Here is a 15345-nt window from a genome sequence, read left to right on the forward strand (position 1 = left end):
GCCCGATGTCACCTGACACACCGCCGGTTCCGGACGATCCAGGCGATCGCCGTCATCGTGCCGGGCGGCACCTCGGTGAAGCCGCCGTCGCGCACCGCGACCGTCGCCTTCTTCACGCACGTGCGCCACGGGACGTCCCGCGCCAGCCGGACGGCCGCGCCCGCCTCGACCCACGCCGCCACGTCCTTGCGGCGCCCCTGGCGCAGGAGCAGCTGGGCGGCGTGCCCGCACTGCGCGGCGGCCTTCCCGGTCGTGATCGTCACCTCGGGGTTGAGCGCGATCGCCGCGTACGGGGGCTCCGGCGGCGGCCCCGGCTCCTCTGCCTCGGCCAGGTCGAGGCCCGCGACCTGCAGCCTGGCCAGCTGCGGCGGGACGTCCGACACGGGACCCGGCGGGAACGCCCGCACCTGCGCGCCCGCGTGCTCGACGGTGACGCCGGGCAGCGCCTCCGCCTCCGGCCACCGCACCCCGCGCGCCCGCCTCGTCACCTTCCGTATCCGCCGCGACTCCCACGCGCGGACGGCCTCCCGCCATCCGCCGTCCGGATCGGCCGCGCGCGGGTCGGTGAGCAGCCGGACGACGGCGGTCGCCGCCGCCTCGCAGACCGCGCCGTGACTGGGCGGATCGGCCTTCTCGGCACGTACCACCAGCTGCATCGCCCAGGGCGGGTCGTCAAGGGGGTCGTAGTCGGGTCGCACCCCGTGGAGTATTCCAAACCCGGCCCGGGCTTCCCCTGGTCGGGAGTGGGTAGTGCAACTCTTGCCGTCCCCCGGACGTCGTTCAGGTACGGGAGGTCTCCGGTGGCCAGTGGCGCGTGGAGTGATTCCATACCGGGAATCGGAACATTCTTCGTCGGTATCGACATCCCCCCGGGCCGGTACCGATGCGATGACGGCAAGGGCGGCTGGTGGGTCCGCTTCACCGGCCCGGGCGGCGGCGACCCCGTCGGATCGTGGCCGCTGCCCGCCGGCCCGACCGAGATCGAGATCGCGCGGACCGACTTCGCGTTCGAGACGCACGTCTCCTCCTCCTGGCGGCGGATCGCGCCGCCGCGCGCCCCCGAGGACGGCTCCCCCGCCGAACCGCGCCCGGTGGCCGACCCGACGCTGCGCGCCGAACTCGACACGATCGTCGAGCGCCGCCGCCCGCTGCTCTGGCTGGCGCCGTTGACCGTGCTCGCCCTGGGCCTGGTCGGCTCGCCGCTGCTCGGCTCGCTGTGGCTGATCGGCCTCGGCATGCTCGCGGTGCTGGTCGCGCTCGGCACCCCGTCGGTCTCGCTCGACCTGCGCCGCGCCCGCGAGCTGGAGCGGCGCCGCGACCGCTACCTCACCCCCGAGGACCTCGACGGCGAGGGCCGCGCGATGCTCGGCCGCGTCCAGGCGGCGATCGACACCGTCCGCGACTCCGACGTCAACCGCGAGGGCCTGCTGGACGCGGTGGACAACGCGGTCACCCTGCCCCGCCAGGAGTGGGAGATCGCGCAGGTCCTCGCCCGGCAGGCGAAACTGCGCGCCGACCACGCGGTCATGTCAGGCGAGGCCTCGATTCCCGAGGTGGAGGCGGCGCTCCGCCCGCTGCGCGAGAAGTTCGACATCTCGGTCGAGGCGGTCACCCGGCGCGTCGAGGCGCTCGAACGCTACGCCGAGCGGGCCAAGGCGGCCGACGAGGTGCTGCGCGCCCAGCGCCACCTGGAGTCGATCGCCGAGAAGGCGCACGAGTACGACGAACTGCTCGCCGACACCGTCCGCGACGACCTGGCGCTGCCCGCGATCGAGCGCCTCACCGAGCAGGGTGACGAGCTCCTCCGCACCCTGCGCGCCCGCCTCGCCCAGGCCGCCGAGGCCGGCAGCGAGCTCCCGCCCCCGCCTTAGCGCGGGAAGAGCCCGTCGAGGTGGTGGCCGAGGATGCCCAGGGCCGACTCCGGCGTCCGCCCGCCCACCAGGACGCCGGTTCCGAGTCCGTGGGCCAGGGCGAGGAGCCGTGCCGCCTCCACGGCCGGGTCGCCCGGCACCCCGGCGTCGGCGAGCACCCGCGCGAGGCGCCGTTCCAGCCGGTCGGGGCCGTCCACGAAGGGCTGCGCCGCCAGCGACGGGTCGGTCTGGGCCAGGACGGCGTAGGACGTCCACACCAGGTGGAACGCGCGGCTCTCCGGGTCGGTCGGCAGCGCCTCGGCGAGCAGCGCCTCCACGGCCTCGCGCGGTGACGGGTCGTCCAGGTCCGCGAGGCGGGCCGCCCACCGCTCATGGCTCTGCCGTTCGAGCCGCTCCAGCGCCGCGTTCATGAGCTGCGCCTTGCTCTCGAAGTAGTACTGGACGAGCCGCAGCGAGACCCCCGCCTCGGCCGCCACCGACCGCATGGTGACGGAGTGCAGGCCGTCGCGCCCGGCCACGCGGACCAGCCCGTCGATGATCTGCGCGCGGCGGGCGTCGTGGTCGGCGGTTCTCGGCATTCCCGTATGGTACCGATGTACCATAATGATACAGCCGTACCAGCGAGGAGTCCCATGCCCCCCGGCACCGGGCCCTGCTCGCCCTGGCGTGCGCCGCGCAGTTCATGGTCGTGCTGGACGTGTCGATCGTGAACGTCGCGCTGCCGTCCATCCAGGCGGACCTCGGCATCGGCCCGGCCGACCTCCCGTGGGTCGTCAACGCCTACGCACTCACGTTCGCGGGTCTGCTCCTGCTCGGCGGGCGCCTCGCCGACGTCTGCGGGCTGCGCCGCGTCTTCGCCGCCGGCCTGGCCCTGTTCACCCTGGCGAGCCTGGCCGGCGGGCTCGCGGACGCGCCGGGTCCGCTGATCGCCGCCCGCGCCGTCCAGGGGCTCGGCGCGGCCCTCCTGGCACCGGCCACGCTGACAATCCTGACCACCGGGTTCGCCGAGGACGTCCGCCCCCGCGCGCTCGCCGCCTGGACGGCCGTCGGCCTCGCCGGAGGAACGGCGGGCAACCTGATCGGCGGCGTCCTCACCGACGCGCTGTCCTGGCGCTGGATCCTGCTCGTCAACGTGCCGGCCGGGCTCCTGGCGCTGCCGGCCGCGCGGCTGCTCCCGTCCGCCCGGTGCGAACGGCGGCGGCTGGACGTCCCCGGAGCCGTCCTCGCCACCGCCGGCGTCGCGTCCCTCACCTACGGCGTCACCTACGGGTGGAACATCCCCGCCCTGACCGGCGGCGCCGCCGCCCTGGCCGTGTTCACCGTCCTGCAGTCGCGGCGCCGGACGCCGCTGCTCCCCCTCCGGCTCCTGCGGATCCGCGCGGTCGCGGCCGGGAACGCGGCGATGCTGCTCGCCGGAGCCTGCCTGAACCCGATGTGGTACTTCCTCGCCCTGTCCATGCAGAACGTCCTGCACCTCAGCGCCCTGCAGACGGGTCTCGGCTTCCTCCCGCACACCCTGCTGACCATGGCCGTCGCCCTGCGCGTCACACCCCGCCTGATGAAGCGGGCGTCCGACCGCACCCTGATCACGGCCGGCTCGCTGATCGCCGCGGCGGGCTTCCTGTGGCAGAGCCGCCTGTCCCCCGGCGGCGCGTACCTGCCGGACGTCCTCGCCCCCGCCCTCCTCATCTCGGCCGGCGGCGGGCTGCTGAACACCCCGCTCACCAACGCCGTCACCGCCGGCGTGCCGGAGCGGGACGCCGGCGCCGCGTCCGGCCTGATGAACACCGCCAAGCAGACGGGCACCGCGCTCGGCCTCGCCGCCCTGGTCGCCGTCGCCGGCGACCACTCCGGGGCCTTCCTCGCCATGTCCGCCCTCCTGCTGGCCACGGCCGCCGCCGCCCGCGCCCTCCCCGGCCACCGGTCTCGTCAAGATCGTGCTCTTTCCGCATCCGCCCGGCCCCCGTCCGGCTGACAAGATCGTTGACTCACCACGCACAGACATGCCCGGCGCCCGGCCACCGCGCCGGCACGTCAGGGCGTCAGCGGGTCAGGGCGCGGACCTGGTCGGGGCCGGTGAACAGCTCGGCGCGCATGCCGGCCTCGCGGGCGGCGCGGACGTTGCGCTCGGCGTCGTCGAAGAAGATCACGTCCGCGGGCCTGACGCCGAGGCGCTCGGCGCAGATCTCGTAGGCGCGCGGGTCGGGCTTCGCGACGCCGATCCGGCAGGAGTAGACGAGCGCGTCGAAGCGGTCGAGCAGGGCCCCGTGGCGGGCCTCGAAGCGGGGCACGAGGTCGCCGATGATGTTGGAGAGCAGCCCGAGCACGCGTCCCTCGTCGGCCAGTTCGCCGACGAGGGCGGCCATCTCGCCGTCCACGTCCGTCCAGCTGTCGAGGTCGGCCTCGATGAGCGCGGGGACGTCGGGGAACGCGGTGCCGAGCCGGGCGGCGACGGCCGCCCAGTAGGCGGCGCTCTCCTGGCCGGCGTCGTAGGCGGGGCGGCAGGCCCAGTAGGCGTCCCAGAACGCCGGGCCGGGCGCCCCGGCGATCCCCTCGATCCGCCGGACCGCCTCCGGGGTCTGGGTGCGGGCGATCACGCCGTACAGGTCGAACACGATGACATCGGCCATGGGCCCGAGCCTATGCGGCGCGCGGGAGATACCTCGTGCCGGGACGTAGCAAGCGCTTGGTAATAGGCCGTAGCCTGGGGCGGCGCGGAAACGAGCAAGCGGTTGGGCGACACGGCATAATGAGAGGGTGACGACCACGAGCGCTAAGTCCGGACGATCCAGAACCCGTACCGCGGGCGAGGGCGGTCCCCGCCGGCGTGGCAGGGGCTCCTCGGCCCTGGCGTCGGAACGGCGCGAGCACCTGGTCAAGCTGGCGGCCGAACTCTTCGCGGAGAAGGGCTTCCAGGCCACCACGGTACGCAACATCGCCGACGAGGCGGGCATCCTGTCCGGCAGCCTCTACCACCACTTCGACTCCAAGGAGTCGATCGTGGACGAGATCCTCGCCGGCTTCTTCACCGAGATCATGGCCTCCTACCAGGCGGTGATCGCGGCGGGCCGCAACCCGCGCGACACCATCGCCGGGCTGGTCCGGGTCGCGTTCGGCACCCTGGAGCCGCACCGGGCGGCGATCACGGTGATGCAGAACGACTGGAACTACCTCAAGGGCATGGACCGGTTCGCCTACCTGATCAAGTCCGAGGACGAGGTCGAGAAGATGTGGGTGGACACGCTCCAGGCGGGCCAGGAGGAGGGGCTCTTCCGCTCCGACCTCGACCCGAAGCTCACGTACCGGATGATCCGCGACACCGTGTGGGTGGCGGTCCGCTGGTTCCGGCCGGGCGGCCGCCTGGACGCCCAGGGCCTCGCGGAGCACTACCTCAAGGTGATGTTCGACGGCATCAACCTGCACTAGGCCGTCACGTGCGGGCGCACCGCCTCCACGCGCGCCGCGGGGGAGTCGGCTGAGCGGCCGGGAGGCCACCGATTCGTACCCTTTCGCGGCTTCGCCGTGCCGGTGGGCGGTCTCGGCCCGCGTTCCGGACGCGTCCGTTGGGGCACATCCGGCGCGGTATCCCACTGTGAACGGCCCCTAACCCCCATAGTGTGCTTAGTCACAAATTGCCGAGTAGGGGTGACGCATTGGCCCGTGGGGACGCTGTTACTGGAGACATCTACGGGGGGAGGGCGACATGACGGCTCAACGGGGCGCCGCCGGTCGCGACGAGCCCACGCCCGCGGCCATGCGCGCCGCCACGGCGCGGGGCCTTCAGGAGCAGTTCCCAGGGGTGCGCGTCTGGTACGGCGAGGCGACCGGGTCGTGGTGGGCGATGGTCCCGCTGCGGGACGGTCCGCGGCTGCTGGAGGCGCCGTCCCCGCAGCAGCTCCGCGACGAGATCCTCAGCCTGCGGAGCCGGGGCTGACGGGCGCCGGCGCGTAGGCCGGAGGCCACAGACCGGGAGCATGGTCCGGCGCGCCCGGGCCGACGTGTGCCGCCCGCCGGGGACGGGGCGCGATCCGTCCCCAGCGGGCGTCTCTGGTGAAACTAACCCGAAAAGCGTTCGGACACAAGCGCTTGCTCGGTTTTATCCTCACATCTCGTACTGGATGGCGGCGCGCTCCGCCACGATCGGCGCGATGAACTGCTCCACCACGGCCCGGTGGTCGGGGTGGTCGCGGTAGGCGAGGTAGCCGCCGCGGTCGGCGAAGTCCGCGACGATCGCGAACTCGTAGCCGCCCGGGTCCACGCCGGCGTTCGTCCCGGTGCTGTACGCCGCGATCTCGGGGATGCGGCCGGGCAGCTCGCCCAGCTTCGCCGCGACCTCGTCCTGCTGGCCGGTCGTCGTCCCCTCGGCCCACTTGATCATCACCACATGGCGGAATCCACTCATGGGGGAAAGCTATCGGCCGCCGCCTCAGACGCCGCCGAGCTCGGCCGCCGTGATCGCGCCGAGTTCCCAGCACGCCTCCAGATCGGCCCGGCCGGGCTCGCCGGTCACCACCACCGGCGGCTGGACGGCCTTCCACCTCAGCCCCGTGGTGATGGAGTCCAGCGCGCGCAGCGCCCCGGTGGCGTCGTTGTTGCCGTGCAGGAACGCCCCGAACGGGCGGCGGACCGTCTCCTCCAGGCACGGGTAGTAGATCTGGTCGAAGAAGTGCTTGAGCGCCCCGGACAGGTAGCCGAGGTTGACGGGCGAGCCGAGCAGGTAGCCGTCCGCCTCCAGGACGTCCACCGCGGACGCCGTCAGCGCCGGGCGGGTCACGATCTCCACGCCCTCGATCTCGTCGGTGGACGCTCCCGCGCGCACCGCCTCGAACATCGCCTGGACCGACGGGGACGGCGTGTGGTGGACGAGCAGCAGCCTCTTCACCACGCCGAGACTAGTGGCGTCGCCCTCCCCGGCCGGATAGGGCCGGCCGGGGAATTCCGGCGTAGGCTGCGCTTGGAGGCATATTGAACGTCCGGCCCGGGGAATGAGTTCCAAAGGATCTTGGTTGGGGGCTCAGCGGAGGTGTCCTTCGTGGAACCAGGGAAACCGGCCGTGCCGTCGATCGCACGGTCCGTCCGGCCGCTCGCGCTGGCCGCCGCGCTCGTCGCGGTGCTCATCGCGGCGCCCGCGCTGCCCGGCTGCCCGCCGTGGCTCGGCCGGCTGTCGGGGATCGTGACCGGCAGCCCGCTCGCTCCCGCGCACGCCATCGCGCTCGCCCTCGCGCTCGCCCTCGTCGCGCGCGGCGTCCTGCTGCTGCGCCGCGCGGCCTGGTACGGCCTCGTCGCGCTGGCGGTGCTCGGGCTGCTCGCCGTCGTCACCGGCGAGGACCCGCTGTGGCGGCTGCCGCTCCTCGGCGCCGTCCTCGGCGGGCTGTGGCTGGAGCGCGACCGGTTCCCGGTGCGGCCGCACCCCGAGCGGGTCCGCACCGCGGTGAAGACCGGTGCGCTGCTGGTGATCGCCGCCATCGCCGTCTCGCTGCTGTTCGGCGGCGTGTCGGTCCGGTCGGTCGGGGCCGTCGCCGCCGGGCTCGGGTCCACCGGCCCGCCGCTGGACGGGGCGTCCTGGCTGCCGGGCATGCTCGGCCTCGCCGGCGCCGCCGGGCTGCTCGTGCTCGTCACCACGCTGCTCGCGCCCGATCCGGCGCCGCCGCCCGGCGACGAGCGGGAGCGCCGCCGCGTCGCGGGCCTCGTCGCGCACCCCGGCTCCGACACGCTCGCCCCGTTCGCGCTGCGCCGCGACAAGGCGTACGTGTTCAGCGCGGACGGCCGCGCCGCGATCGGCTACCGCGTCCTGTTCGGTGTCGCGGTCGCGGGCGGCGACCCGGTCGGCGACCCCGCCTCGCACGGCGACGCCGTCCGCGCCTTCCTCGCGATGTGCCGGACGACCGGCTGGCGCCCGGCCGTCCTCGGCGCGAGCGACGAGCTGCTGCCCGCCTGGGGCCCGTGCCGCACGATCGGGTTCGGCGACGAGGTCGTCGTCAGCCCCGGCGAGTTCTCGCTGAGCGGGCGCCGGATGCGCAACGTCCGGCAGGCGGTGAAGCGCACCGAGAACGCGGGGGTCACGTCCCGGATCGTCCCGGAGCGCCACCTCACGCCGGTGCTGCGCGGCCAGTTGCTGGAGGTGGCGTCCCGCTCGCTCGGCGGCGCGGCCGAGCGCGGCTTCTCCATGAACCTGGACGAGCTGCTCACCGGCTACCACCCGGGCGCGGTCATCGCGATCGCCTACGACGAGGACGAGCGCCCCATCGCCTTCCAGCGCTATGTCACCGCCGGGCGGGGCATCAGCCTGGACGCCATGCGGCGCAGCCCCGGCGGCCCCAACGGCGTGAACGAGCGGCTCATCGTGGAGATGATCGAGTACGCGGCCGAGCACGGCCACGGCGTCGTCTCGCTGAACTTCGCCGCGTTCCGCGAGCTGCTCGACAGCGACGAGCGCGGGCTCCTGGAGAAGGCCGGCTACCAGGCCCTCCACCTGCTGGACCCGTGGATCGCCGTCGAGTCGCTGTACCTGTTCAACAAGAAGTTCCGGCCGTCCTACAAGCCGCGCAACGTCGTGTTCCGCTCCTGGTTCGACATCGCCCTGCTGGCGGCCGCCCTGCTGACCCTGGAGTTCGGCCGCACCGGAGTGGCCGAGCCCGCGGAGGAGCCGCTCACCGCGCCCGTCCACCATCTGGGCCGCTGACCGCCGGCGCGCTCGCCGGGCATTCCTAGAACGTGATTCTATGGAGTCCCCGTCGAGAGGAATGCGGCATGAGCACGGTGGTGCAGGGGCACTGCGACCCGGCGTTCGCGGGCGTCCGCGAGGTGTTCGAGCAGAACTTCGCGGAGGGGCGCGAGCTGGGCGCCGCCGTCGCCGTCTATGCGGGCGACCGCAAGGTCGTCGACCTGTGGGGCGGCGTCGCCGACCGCCGCACCGGCCGCGCGTGGCTGCCCGACACGCCCTGCTTCGGGTTCTCCTGCACCAAGGCCGTCACGGCCGCCGCAGCGGCCCTGCTCGCCGAGCGCGGAGCCTACGACGTGGACGGCCCGGTCACCGACTGGTGGCCGGAGTTCGGCGCCGGGGGCAAGGACGGCGCGACCGCCGCGCACCTGCTCTCGCACCAGGCGGGGCTGCCCGCGTTCGCCCGCTCCGTGTCCGCCGAGGAGGCGGCGGACGCCCCCGCGCTCGCGGCGGAACTGGCCGCGCAGAAGCCGGAGTGGACGCCGGGCTCGGCGCACGGCTACCACGCGCTGACCTACGGCTGGCTCGCCGGAGAGATCGTCCGGCGCCACTCGGGCAGGACGGTCGGCGCGTTCGTCGAGGAGGAGTTCGCCCGCGACCTGGACCTGTGGATCGGCGCCCCGGACGAGGTCATCGAGCGCGCCGCGAAGATGTCGGCGGGGCGGCGCGGCGCCGCCGACCACCCGCGGACCCGCGACCGCGGCCTGCTGGAGCGCCTCGCCGCCGCCTACACCGACCCGGACAGCATGATGAACCGGGCGCTGAACAACCCCCACCCGGGCAAGGGCGGCTACAACAACCCCGTCGTGCTGCGCGCGGGCTGGCCGTCCGCCGGGATGCTCGCCACCGCGCCCGCGTTCGCCGGCTTCTACCGCGACCTCGTGGCGGGCCGGATCCTGCGTCCCGACACGCTGCGCGAGGTGATCCGCCCGCGCGTCGGCGGCCCGGACCGGACGATGCTCATCGACAGCTCGTTCGGGCTCGGGTTCATGCGCCCGGCCCAGACGTTCTTCGTCCCGGCGGCGGGGCGGGAGTCGGCGTTCGGGCACACCGGCGCGGGCGGCTCCATCGGCCTCGGCGACCCGGACGCGGGGCTCGCGCTCGCCTACCTGCCGAACCTGATGGGCGACCACCTGACCGGCGACATGCGCGCCTACCGCCTGACCGAGGCCGCCTACGCGTCGCTGTCCTGAACACTCCCTCTGAACGGGCCGTCCTCGCGGGGCGGTAGCGTGCCGGGTCATGGAGGTGCGCGAGCTGCACGCCTGGCCGGCCACGGCCGAGGAGGCGGAGGCGATCCAGGACCGGCTCCGTCCGATGCTCGAACTCGACGTCCCCGGGCCGGCCGCGCCGCGCACGGTCGCCGGGCTGGACGTCTCCTACGCGGGCGACGGCGGCGGGACCGGGACGCCGCTGGCCGCCGCCGCGGTCGTCCTGGACGCCGCGACGCTGGAGGTGCTGGAGGAGTCGGTGGCCGTCGGGACGGCCGCGTTCCCCTACGTCCCCGGCCTGTTCGCGTTCCGCGAGCTGCCGACGCTGCTCGACGCGCTGCGCGGCCTCACGACCGTGCCCGACCTGCTGGTCTGCGACGGGTTCGGGATCGCCCATCCCCGCCGGTTCGGGCTCGCCTGCCACCTCGGCGTCCTGACCGGCCTGCCGGCGGTCGGCGTCGGCAAGACCGCGTTCGTGGGCGCGTACGAGCAGCCGGGCCCGCGGCGCGGCGACGCGAGCCCGCTGCTGGACGGCGGCGAGGTCGTGGGGCGCGTCCTGCGCACGCGGGACGGCGTGAAGCCGGTGTTCGTGTCCGTCGGGCACCGCACCGATCTCGACACGGCGTGCCGCCTCGTCCTGTCGCTGGCGCCCGACTACCGGCTGCCGGAGACCACCCGCCGCGCCGACCGGCTCTCCCGGGACGCCCTGTCCGCCGCCGCGGGCGGGTAGCGCTCTCCCCCTCGGAGATGGCAGGCTCGTCCCTACGCCAGGCGGCGACCACCGCAGGTCATCCGCTGAACCGCTGGACGGTGCCCATGGACACCCGCCCGATGCGGGCCGACGCCCGCCGCAACTACGAGCGCCTGATCACGACCGCCCGCACCGCCTTCATGGAGCACGGCACGGGCGCCTCCCTCGACGACATCGCCAAGCGCGCCGGCGTCGGCTCCGGGACGCTGTACCGCCACTTCCCCACCCGCGACGCGCTGCTGCACGCCGTCCTGCGGGAGCGGATCGACGGGCTCCTCGCGCACGCCGCCGAGCTGCTCGCCGAGCCGGACACCGAGGCCGCACTGGGCCGCTGGCTGCGCACCTACCTCGCGGGCGCGGCGACCCCGCGCGGCACCTCCACGGTGATCATCGAGGCGATGTCGGCGGAGTGGGCCGCCACCGGCCTCGGCGCCGCGGCCGCCGCGATCTGCGACGCGCTCGGCCGGCTGCTGGACCGGGCGCAGCGGGCCGGCGCGATCCGCGCCGAGATCGACCCGCGCGACCTGCTGCGGCTCACCAACGCGATCGGCGTCGCGTCCGAGCGGACGCCCGATCCGGACGCGTACGCCGACCGGATGCTGGCGCTGCTCTTCGACGGCCTGCGCACCGCCTAGGCCGCCTTGTTCCGTTGACCAAGCGTTCGCTAGGTTACTGGGCAGGCAACCGGCTTCGAGGAGCGTTGATGGGGCAGCTTGACGGCAAGGTGGCGCTGATCACCGGCGGTGCGCGCGGCATGGGCAAGTCGCACGTCCGCCGGTTCCTGGACGAGGGCGCCACGGTGGTCTTCGGCGACGTCCTGGAGGAGGAGGGCGCCAAGCTCGCCGCCGACCTCGGGGACGGCGCCCGGTTCGTCCGGATGGACGTCACCTCGCCGGACGACTGGCAGGCGGCCGTCGAGACCGCGACGAGCACGTTCGGGGCACTGAACGTCCTGGTCAACAACGCCGGCATCATCCGGCACAAGACCATCGAGGACATGGGGCTCGACGAGTTCCGCCGCATCCTGGAGGTGAACCTGGTCGGCCAGTGGCTCGGCGTGAAGTCGGTGATCGCGCCCATGAGGGAGGCGGGCGGCGGCTCGATCGTCAACGTCTCCTCGACCGAGGGGTTCATCGGCGCGGCCGGCCTCGCCGCCTACAGCTCCAGCAAGTTCGGCGTCCGCGGCCTCACCAAGTCCGCGGCCCGCGAACTCGGCCCGTACGGCATCCGGGTGAACTCCATCCACCCCGGCGGCGTGGTGACCCCGCTGTTCATGCAGGACGACATCATCGCGGCGAAGGCCGGCAGCGCCGACGCGTTCATGAACTCGCTCCCGCTCGGCCGCATGGCCAAGTCCAAGGAGGTCTCCGGCCTCGTCGTCTACCTGGCCTCGGACGACTCGTCCTACTGCACCGGCAGCGAGGTCCTGGTCGACGGCGGCATGCTGACCGGCGCGGGGTACTGAGCGGTGGCGGGTCGCTCCGGGCGGCCCGCCGCGCCGTCAGGGGCGCCGCTCGGCCCACCCTTCGAGGGCCTCAAGCTGGGCGGCGAGCGAGATGAGCGTGGCCTCGTCGGAGTCGTGTCCGAGCAGCTGAGCGCCGATGGGCAGGCCGGTCCGGGTGAACCCCGCCGGCACGTTCACCCCCGGCCAGCCCAGCACGTTCCACGTCCAGGCGTAGGGGCAGGCCGCCGCGACCCCCGACTGCGTCCGCTGGTAGCCGGCCCCGTCGAAGGCCCCGACCCGCAGCGGCGGCCGGGCGGTGGTCGGGGTCATCACGACATCGGCGAACTGGAAGATGCGGCCCACCTTGCGGCGCAGGTGGGGGTCCATCCGCTTCGCGAGCGGCAGCAGCCGCTTGCCGACCACGCGCCCGATGCGCGCCTCGACCTCCGTCCGGTGGTCGGGCCGCGGGTTCGGCAGGGACTCCAGCCAGTCGGCGACACCGGCCGTCCCGCGCGGGATGAGGCCGAGCCCCACCAGCCCGTAGTCGGGATCGGCGGGGAAGACCTTGTGCCCGAGGTCGGTCAGCCGCCGCGCGAGCCGCTCCACGGCCTCCCGGATCTCGGGATCGAGCTTCCCGCTCACGCCGAAGGCCGTCCGGAACGAGACGGCGATCCGCAGCTTCCCGGGCTCCCGCCGCGCCGCCTCGGCGAACGGCGTCACCGGCGCGTCGACCTGGTAGACGTCCTCGGGGTGGCTTCCGCTCAGGACGTCGAGCAGCAGGGCGGCGTCCTCGACGGTCCGCGCCAGCGGCCCCCAGACCGTGATCCCGTTGAACGGATCGGTCTGCGGGTATCCGGAGACCCTTCCCCGCTGGGGCTTGATGCCGACCAGCCCCGTCCAGGCCGCCGGGATCCGGATGGACCCGGCCCCGTCCGACCCGACCGCGCCCGCGACCATCCCCGCCGCCACGGCCGCCGCCGACCCGCCCGACGACCCGCCCGGCGTGTAGTCGGGGTTCCAGGGGTTGCGGGCGCACCCGTAGGACTCGGACTCGCTGAACGGCCACAACCCCAGCTCGCACGTCGTGGTCTTGCCGACGATCACCGCACCGGCCGCCCGCAGCTTCCGCACGACCTCCGCGTCCCGCTTCGCGGGCTGGTGATCCCCCGCCACTGCGAACGGCGTGGTCTCGCCCGCCAGATCTGTGTCGTCCTTGATGGCCACGGGCACCCCGAGCAGCGGCAGCCGCTCGCCTTTCGCGAGCCGCTTGTCGGCGTCCAGCGCCTCCTGCGCCGCTCCCTCGGACCGCACCACCCGGAACGCCCCGAGCGACTCCTGCCTGCCGATGCTCTCCAGGCTCTCCTCGACCAGTTCACTGGACGAGACGTCGCCCCTCGCCAGCGCCGCCGCCTGCCCCACCAGCCCCAGCACCCACGCCACCTCCGGTATCGTTCGTTCGAACGAACGATACAGATCGGACGATCTCTAGGGAAGACTGTGCACCGATGAGCGCTCGCGACCAGATCCTCCAAGCCACCCTCCGCCTCGTCGGCGAGCGAGGGATCGGCGCCGTGACCAACCGCGCCGTCGCCCGCACGGCCGGCGTCTCCCTCGGCTCCCTCACCTACCACTTCCCGAGCCAGGAGGACCTCCTCCGCGAGGCTCTGCACACCTTCGTGGAAGAGGAGATAGGCCGCATCACGGCCTACGTCACGGCCCTGGCCGACGAGGGCCTCGGCCCCATCCAGGCCCCGGACGAGGTCGAGAAGGCCATCCTCGACTTCACCGACGGCCCCGAGCAGGTGGCGAACCTGGAACTCCACCTGCACGCCGCCCGCGACCCGGCCCTCCGCGAGACCTCGAAACGCTCCGTGGCGGCCTACGACAGGCTGGCCACGGCCGTCCTCGGCGCCCTGGAGATCCCGGACGCCGAACGCCACGCCCCCGCCGTCGTCGCCATGCTCTACGGCCTCGCCATCCGCCGCCTCGCCACCGGCGACACCAGCGGCACCGGCACCGCCGACGCCTTCCGCCTCCTCCTCCTCGGCGCCCTTCCCCGCTGAAAAAGACTTCTGGCCCGCACGGCCCCAGAGCGGGGTAACGGGGCCGTGCGGGCCAGAAACCTGTCTCAATCAGGAACCTCAGTCGGAACCTCAGCCGACGTTCGCTTCGCTCTCCGCCTGTGCACCTCCGCCGTCTCTCAACTCTGACACCCGCAACGCTAGGCCCCCCGCCCCCCCAGCAGAACGCCCTTAAGCCTCACTTAGGGAACCGCTGAGCAAGCCTTATTCAGGCACCGTCCAGGGCCGTCCGGGGAAGTCGACTAGGCAGCCGCCCACCTGCGAAAACAAGGGAAGGAGCCCAGGGGAACCGTCCGGCACAGTCGAAGCGAGTCGGACCATCTCGACTCACGTTGGCTCCCGAGATTGGCTCCCCTGGCTCGCTCCCTCTCAGCAGGGAGGAGGCCCAACCCATGGCCCTAGAAATCACCGAAACCAAGATGGCCGCCACCACAAACGGCAAGGTCATAGCCACAGCAACCCGCACGGGCAACGCCTGGCACGCCACCACATGGCCAACGCCCCTAGACCGCAACGGCGCCATCACGGCCCTGCCCCTCGCAGAGCTCACCCACACGCACGGCGAAAACGCCCCATGCGTCATCGACCTCCGAGAGGAGCTGACGCGTGGTTGACCGCCTCACCCGCATCACAACGGCCCTCGCCGTGGTGGCGGTCGCCGGCGTAGCCGCGATCATCTCCTACCGCCACGCCTACGAACTCGTCCGCTCCCACGGCGAGGCAGGCACCACCGCACGCCTCGTCCCCTTCACAGTGGACGGCCTCATCTGGGCAGCATCCATGGTCATCCTCGACGCAAGCCGCCGGAAGCAACCAGCGCCGGCCCTAGCCAAGTGGAGCCTCGCCGTAGGCATCGTGGCGACGGTAGGCGCCAACGTAGCGCACGGAGCGTCCCACGGCGTCATAGGCGCCCTCGTAAGCGCATGGCCGGCGCTCGCCCTCGTAGGCTCGTTCGAACTCCTCATGACCCTCACCCGCGCCGCCGCAACCCACACCGCACCACCGCGGAACGAGCAGCGCACCACAGCGGAGCACCCCGAACCACCGCGCACCGAAGTGGAGCAAACTCCGGAAGAGGCGATACTCGCCGAGTACCTAGCAAGCCTGGACGGCCCCGGCCGCCCCGTCTCCCAACGCTACCTAGTGCGGTGACCACGAACGTTCGCCGGGTCTTGTCATGCTGCTTTGGGGCGGGGTCGTCCCCAGCGTTGCTGGCGTTCGCTGCGGACCCGGGCGCGTTCGCGGCGTTGGGCGGCCAGCACGTCG

The 15345-nt window shown here is 73.4% G+C and carries 18 protein-coding genes; 12 read left to right on the forward strand and 6 right to left on the reverse strand.

Annotated elements, in window-relative coordinates; all coding sequences use genetic code 11:
- Positions 1-8: 8 nt before the first annotated feature.
- Positions 9-698 carry an aminoacyl-tRNA hydrolase gene (locus E1284_RS29480; RefSeq protein ID WP_131943427.1) on the reverse strand — a complete coding sequence of 230 codons (690 nt, stop codon included), beginning with the start codon at positions 696-698 and terminating at the stop codon, positions 9-11.
- Positions 699-800: 102 nt separating this feature from the next.
- On the opposite strand from E1284_RS29480, the gene E1284_RS29485 reads away from it, so the two are divergent.
- On the forward strand, positions 801-1871 hold the full coding sequence (locus tag E1284_RS29485; RefSeq protein WP_131943428.1) for an Rv1352/Rv1906c domain-containing protein: 1071 nt from the start codon (positions 801-803) through the stop codon (positions 1869-1871).
- Here E1284_RS29485 and E1284_RS29490 read toward each other — a convergent pair.
- Positions 1868-2449 carry a TetR/AcrR family transcriptional regulator gene (locus E1284_RS29490; protein ID WP_131943429.1) on the reverse strand — a complete coding sequence of 194 codons (582 nt, stop codon included), beginning with the start codon at positions 2447-2449 and terminating at the stop codon, positions 1868-1870. The two genes, E1284_RS29485 and E1284_RS29490, sit on opposite strands and share 4 nt — an antisense overlap.
- Before the next feature lie 83 nt (positions 2450-2532).
- Here E1284_RS29490 and E1284_RS29495 point away from each other — a divergent pair, with 83 nt between their 5' ends.
- A complete protein-coding gene (locus tag E1284_RS29495) occupies positions 2533-3846 on the forward strand; it encodes an MFS transporter (protein WP_279433080.1) in 1314 nt (437 codons plus the stop codon).
- Positions 3847-3913: 67 nt separating this feature from the next.
- Here E1284_RS29495 and E1284_RS29500 read toward each other — a convergent pair whose 3' ends face one another.
- A complete protein-coding gene (locus tag E1284_RS29500) occupies positions 3914-4501 on the reverse strand; it encodes an HAD family hydrolase (protein WP_131943431.1) in 588 nt (195 codons plus the stop codon).
- Between the two features lie 127 nt (positions 4502-4628).
- Here E1284_RS29500 and E1284_RS29505 point away from each other — a divergent pair, with 127 nt between their 5' ends.
- Positions 4629-5297 (forward strand): TetR/AcrR family transcriptional regulator, encoded by a 669-nt coding sequence (locus tag E1284_RS29505; RefSeq protein WP_131943432.1) that lies wholly within the window; start codon positions 4629-4631, stop codon positions 5295-5297.
- 277 nt (positions 5298-5574) lie between these two features.
- Positions 5575-5805 carry a hypothetical protein gene (locus E1284_RS29510; RefSeq protein WP_131943433.1) on the forward strand — a complete coding sequence of 77 codons (231 nt, stop codon included), beginning with the start codon at positions 5575-5577 and terminating at the stop codon, positions 5803-5805.
- Between the two features lie 168 nt (positions 5806-5973).
- On the opposite strand, the gene E1284_RS29515 is transcribed toward E1284_RS29510, so the two are convergent.
- Together E1284_RS29515 and E1284_RS29520 are read right to left on the reverse strand one after the other, a co-directional pair.
- The gene (locus tag E1284_RS29515) at positions 5974-6273 is read right to left on the reverse strand and encodes a Dabb family protein (RefSeq protein WP_131943434.1); all 300 of its coding nucleotides are present in this window, start codon (positions 6271-6273) and stop codon (positions 5974-5976) included.
- 24 nt (positions 6274-6297) lie between these two features.
- Positions 6298-6753, reverse strand: coding sequence for a flavodoxin family protein (locus E1284_RS29520; RefSeq protein WP_131943435.1), 456 nt, complete (start codon positions 6751-6753; stop codon positions 6298-6300).
- Between the two features lie 171 nt (positions 6754-6924).
- Here E1284_RS29520 and E1284_RS29525 point away from each other — a divergent pair, with 171 nt between their 5' ends.
- The 5 genes from E1284_RS29525 to E1284_RS29545 all read left to right on the forward strand — a co-directional run bounded on the left by E1284_RS29525 (position 6925) and on the right by E1284_RS29545 (position 12019).
- Positions 6925-8553, forward strand: a complete 1629-nt coding sequence (locus E1284_RS29525; protein ID WP_131943436.1) for a bifunctional lysylphosphatidylglycerol flippase/synthetase MprF — start codon at positions 6925-6927, stop codon at positions 8551-8553.
- Between the two features lie 68 nt (positions 8554-8621).
- On the forward strand, positions 8622-9785 hold the full coding sequence (locus tag E1284_RS29530) for a serine hydrolase domain-containing protein (RefSeq protein ID WP_131943437.1): 1164 nt from the start codon (positions 8622-8624) through the stop codon (positions 9783-9785).
- A gap of 49 nt (positions 9786-9834) precedes the next feature.
- Positions 9835-10533, forward strand: a complete 699-nt coding sequence (locus E1284_RS29535; RefSeq protein WP_131943438.1) for an endonuclease V — start codon at positions 9835-9837, stop codon at positions 10531-10533.
- An 86-nt stretch (positions 10534-10619) separates the two neighbouring features.
- Complete coding sequence (locus E1284_RS29540; RefSeq protein ID WP_207924021.1) at positions 10620-11189, forward strand: TetR/AcrR family transcriptional regulator; 570 nt, start codon at positions 10620-10622, stop codon at positions 11187-11189.
- A gap of 68 nt (positions 11190-11257) precedes the next feature.
- On the forward strand, positions 11258-12019 hold the full coding sequence (locus tag E1284_RS29545; RefSeq protein WP_131943439.1) for a glucose 1-dehydrogenase: 762 nt from the start codon (positions 11258-11260) through the stop codon (positions 12017-12019).
- 36 nt (positions 12020-12055) lie between these two features.
- On the opposite strand, the gene E1284_RS29550 is transcribed toward E1284_RS29545, so the two are convergent.
- Entirely contained in the window at positions 12056-13438 is a 1383-nt protein-coding gene (locus tag E1284_RS29550) for an amidase (RefSeq protein ID WP_131943440.1), read from the reverse strand.
- A gap of 65 nt (positions 13439-13503) precedes the next feature.
- Here E1284_RS29550 and E1284_RS29555 point away from each other — a divergent pair, with 65 nt between their 5' ends.
- The 3 genes from E1284_RS29555 (at position 13504) to E1284_RS29565 (ending at position 15231) form a co-directional block, all read left to right on the forward strand.
- The gene (locus E1284_RS29555) at positions 13504-14061 is read left to right on the forward strand and encodes a TetR/AcrR family transcriptional regulator (protein ID WP_131943441.1); all 558 of its coding nucleotides are present in this window, start codon (positions 13504-13506) and stop codon (positions 14059-14061) included.
- Positions 14062-14471: 410 nt separating this feature from the next.
- Positions 14472-14693, forward strand: a complete 222-nt coding sequence (locus E1284_RS29560) for a hypothetical protein (RefSeq protein WP_131943442.1) — start codon at positions 14472-14474, stop codon at positions 14691-14693.
- Positions 14686-15231, forward strand: a complete 546-nt coding sequence (locus E1284_RS29565; protein WP_131943443.1) for a DUF2637 domain-containing protein — start codon at positions 14686-14688, stop codon at positions 15229-15231. Before E1284_RS29560 ends, E1284_RS29565 begins: the two co-directional genes overlap by 8 nt.
- The last annotated feature ends 114 nt before the right edge of the window (positions 15232-15345 follow it).

The organism is Actinomadura bangladeshensis (assembly GCF_004348335.1).
GTDB lineage: Bacteria > Actinomycetota > Actinomycetes > Streptosporangiales > Streptosporangiaceae > Spirillospora > Spirillospora bangladeshensis.

Bases quoted from the DNA above. Each gene is read 5' to 3' on its own strand.
- E1284_RS29535 (WP_131943438.1), top strand. From the start codon at position 9,835: ATGGAGGTGCGCGAGCTGCACGCCTGGCCGGCCACGGCCGAGGAGGCG.
- E1284_RS29515 (WP_131943434.1), bottom strand. From the start codon at position 6,273: ATGAGTGGATTCCGCCATGTGGTGATGATCAAGTGGGCCGAGGGGACG.
- E1284_RS29555 (WP_131943441.1), top strand. From the start codon at position 13,504: ATGAGCGCTCGCGACCAGATCCTCCAAGCCACCCTCCGCCTCGTCGGC.
- E1284_RS29530 (WP_131943437.1), top strand. From the start codon at position 8,622: ATGAGCACGGTGGTGCAGGGGCACTGCGACCCGGCGTTCGCGGGCGTC.
- E1284_RS29510 (WP_131943433.1), top strand. From the start codon at position 5,575: ATGACGGCTCAACGGGGCGCCGCCGGTCGCGACGAGCCCACGCCCGCG.
- E1284_RS29560 (WP_131943442.1), top strand. From the start codon at position 14,472: ATGGCCCTAGAAATCACCGAAACCAAGATGGCCGCCACCACAAACGGC.
- E1284_RS29500 (WP_131943431.1), bottom strand. From the start codon at position 4,501: ATGGCCGATGTCATCGTGTTCGACCTGTACGGCGTGATCGCCCGCACC.
- E1284_RS29545 (WP_131943439.1), top strand. From the start codon at position 11,258: ATGGGGCAGCTTGACGGCAAGGTGGCGCTGATCACCGGCGGTGCGCGC.
- E1284_RS29540 (WP_207924021.1), top strand. From the start codon at position 10,620: ATGGACACCCGCCCGATGCGGGCCGACGCCCGCCGCAACTACGAGCGC.
- E1284_RS29490 (WP_131943429.1), bottom strand. From the start codon at position 2,449: ATGCCGAGAACCGCCGACCACGACGCCCGCCGCGCGCAGATCATCGAC.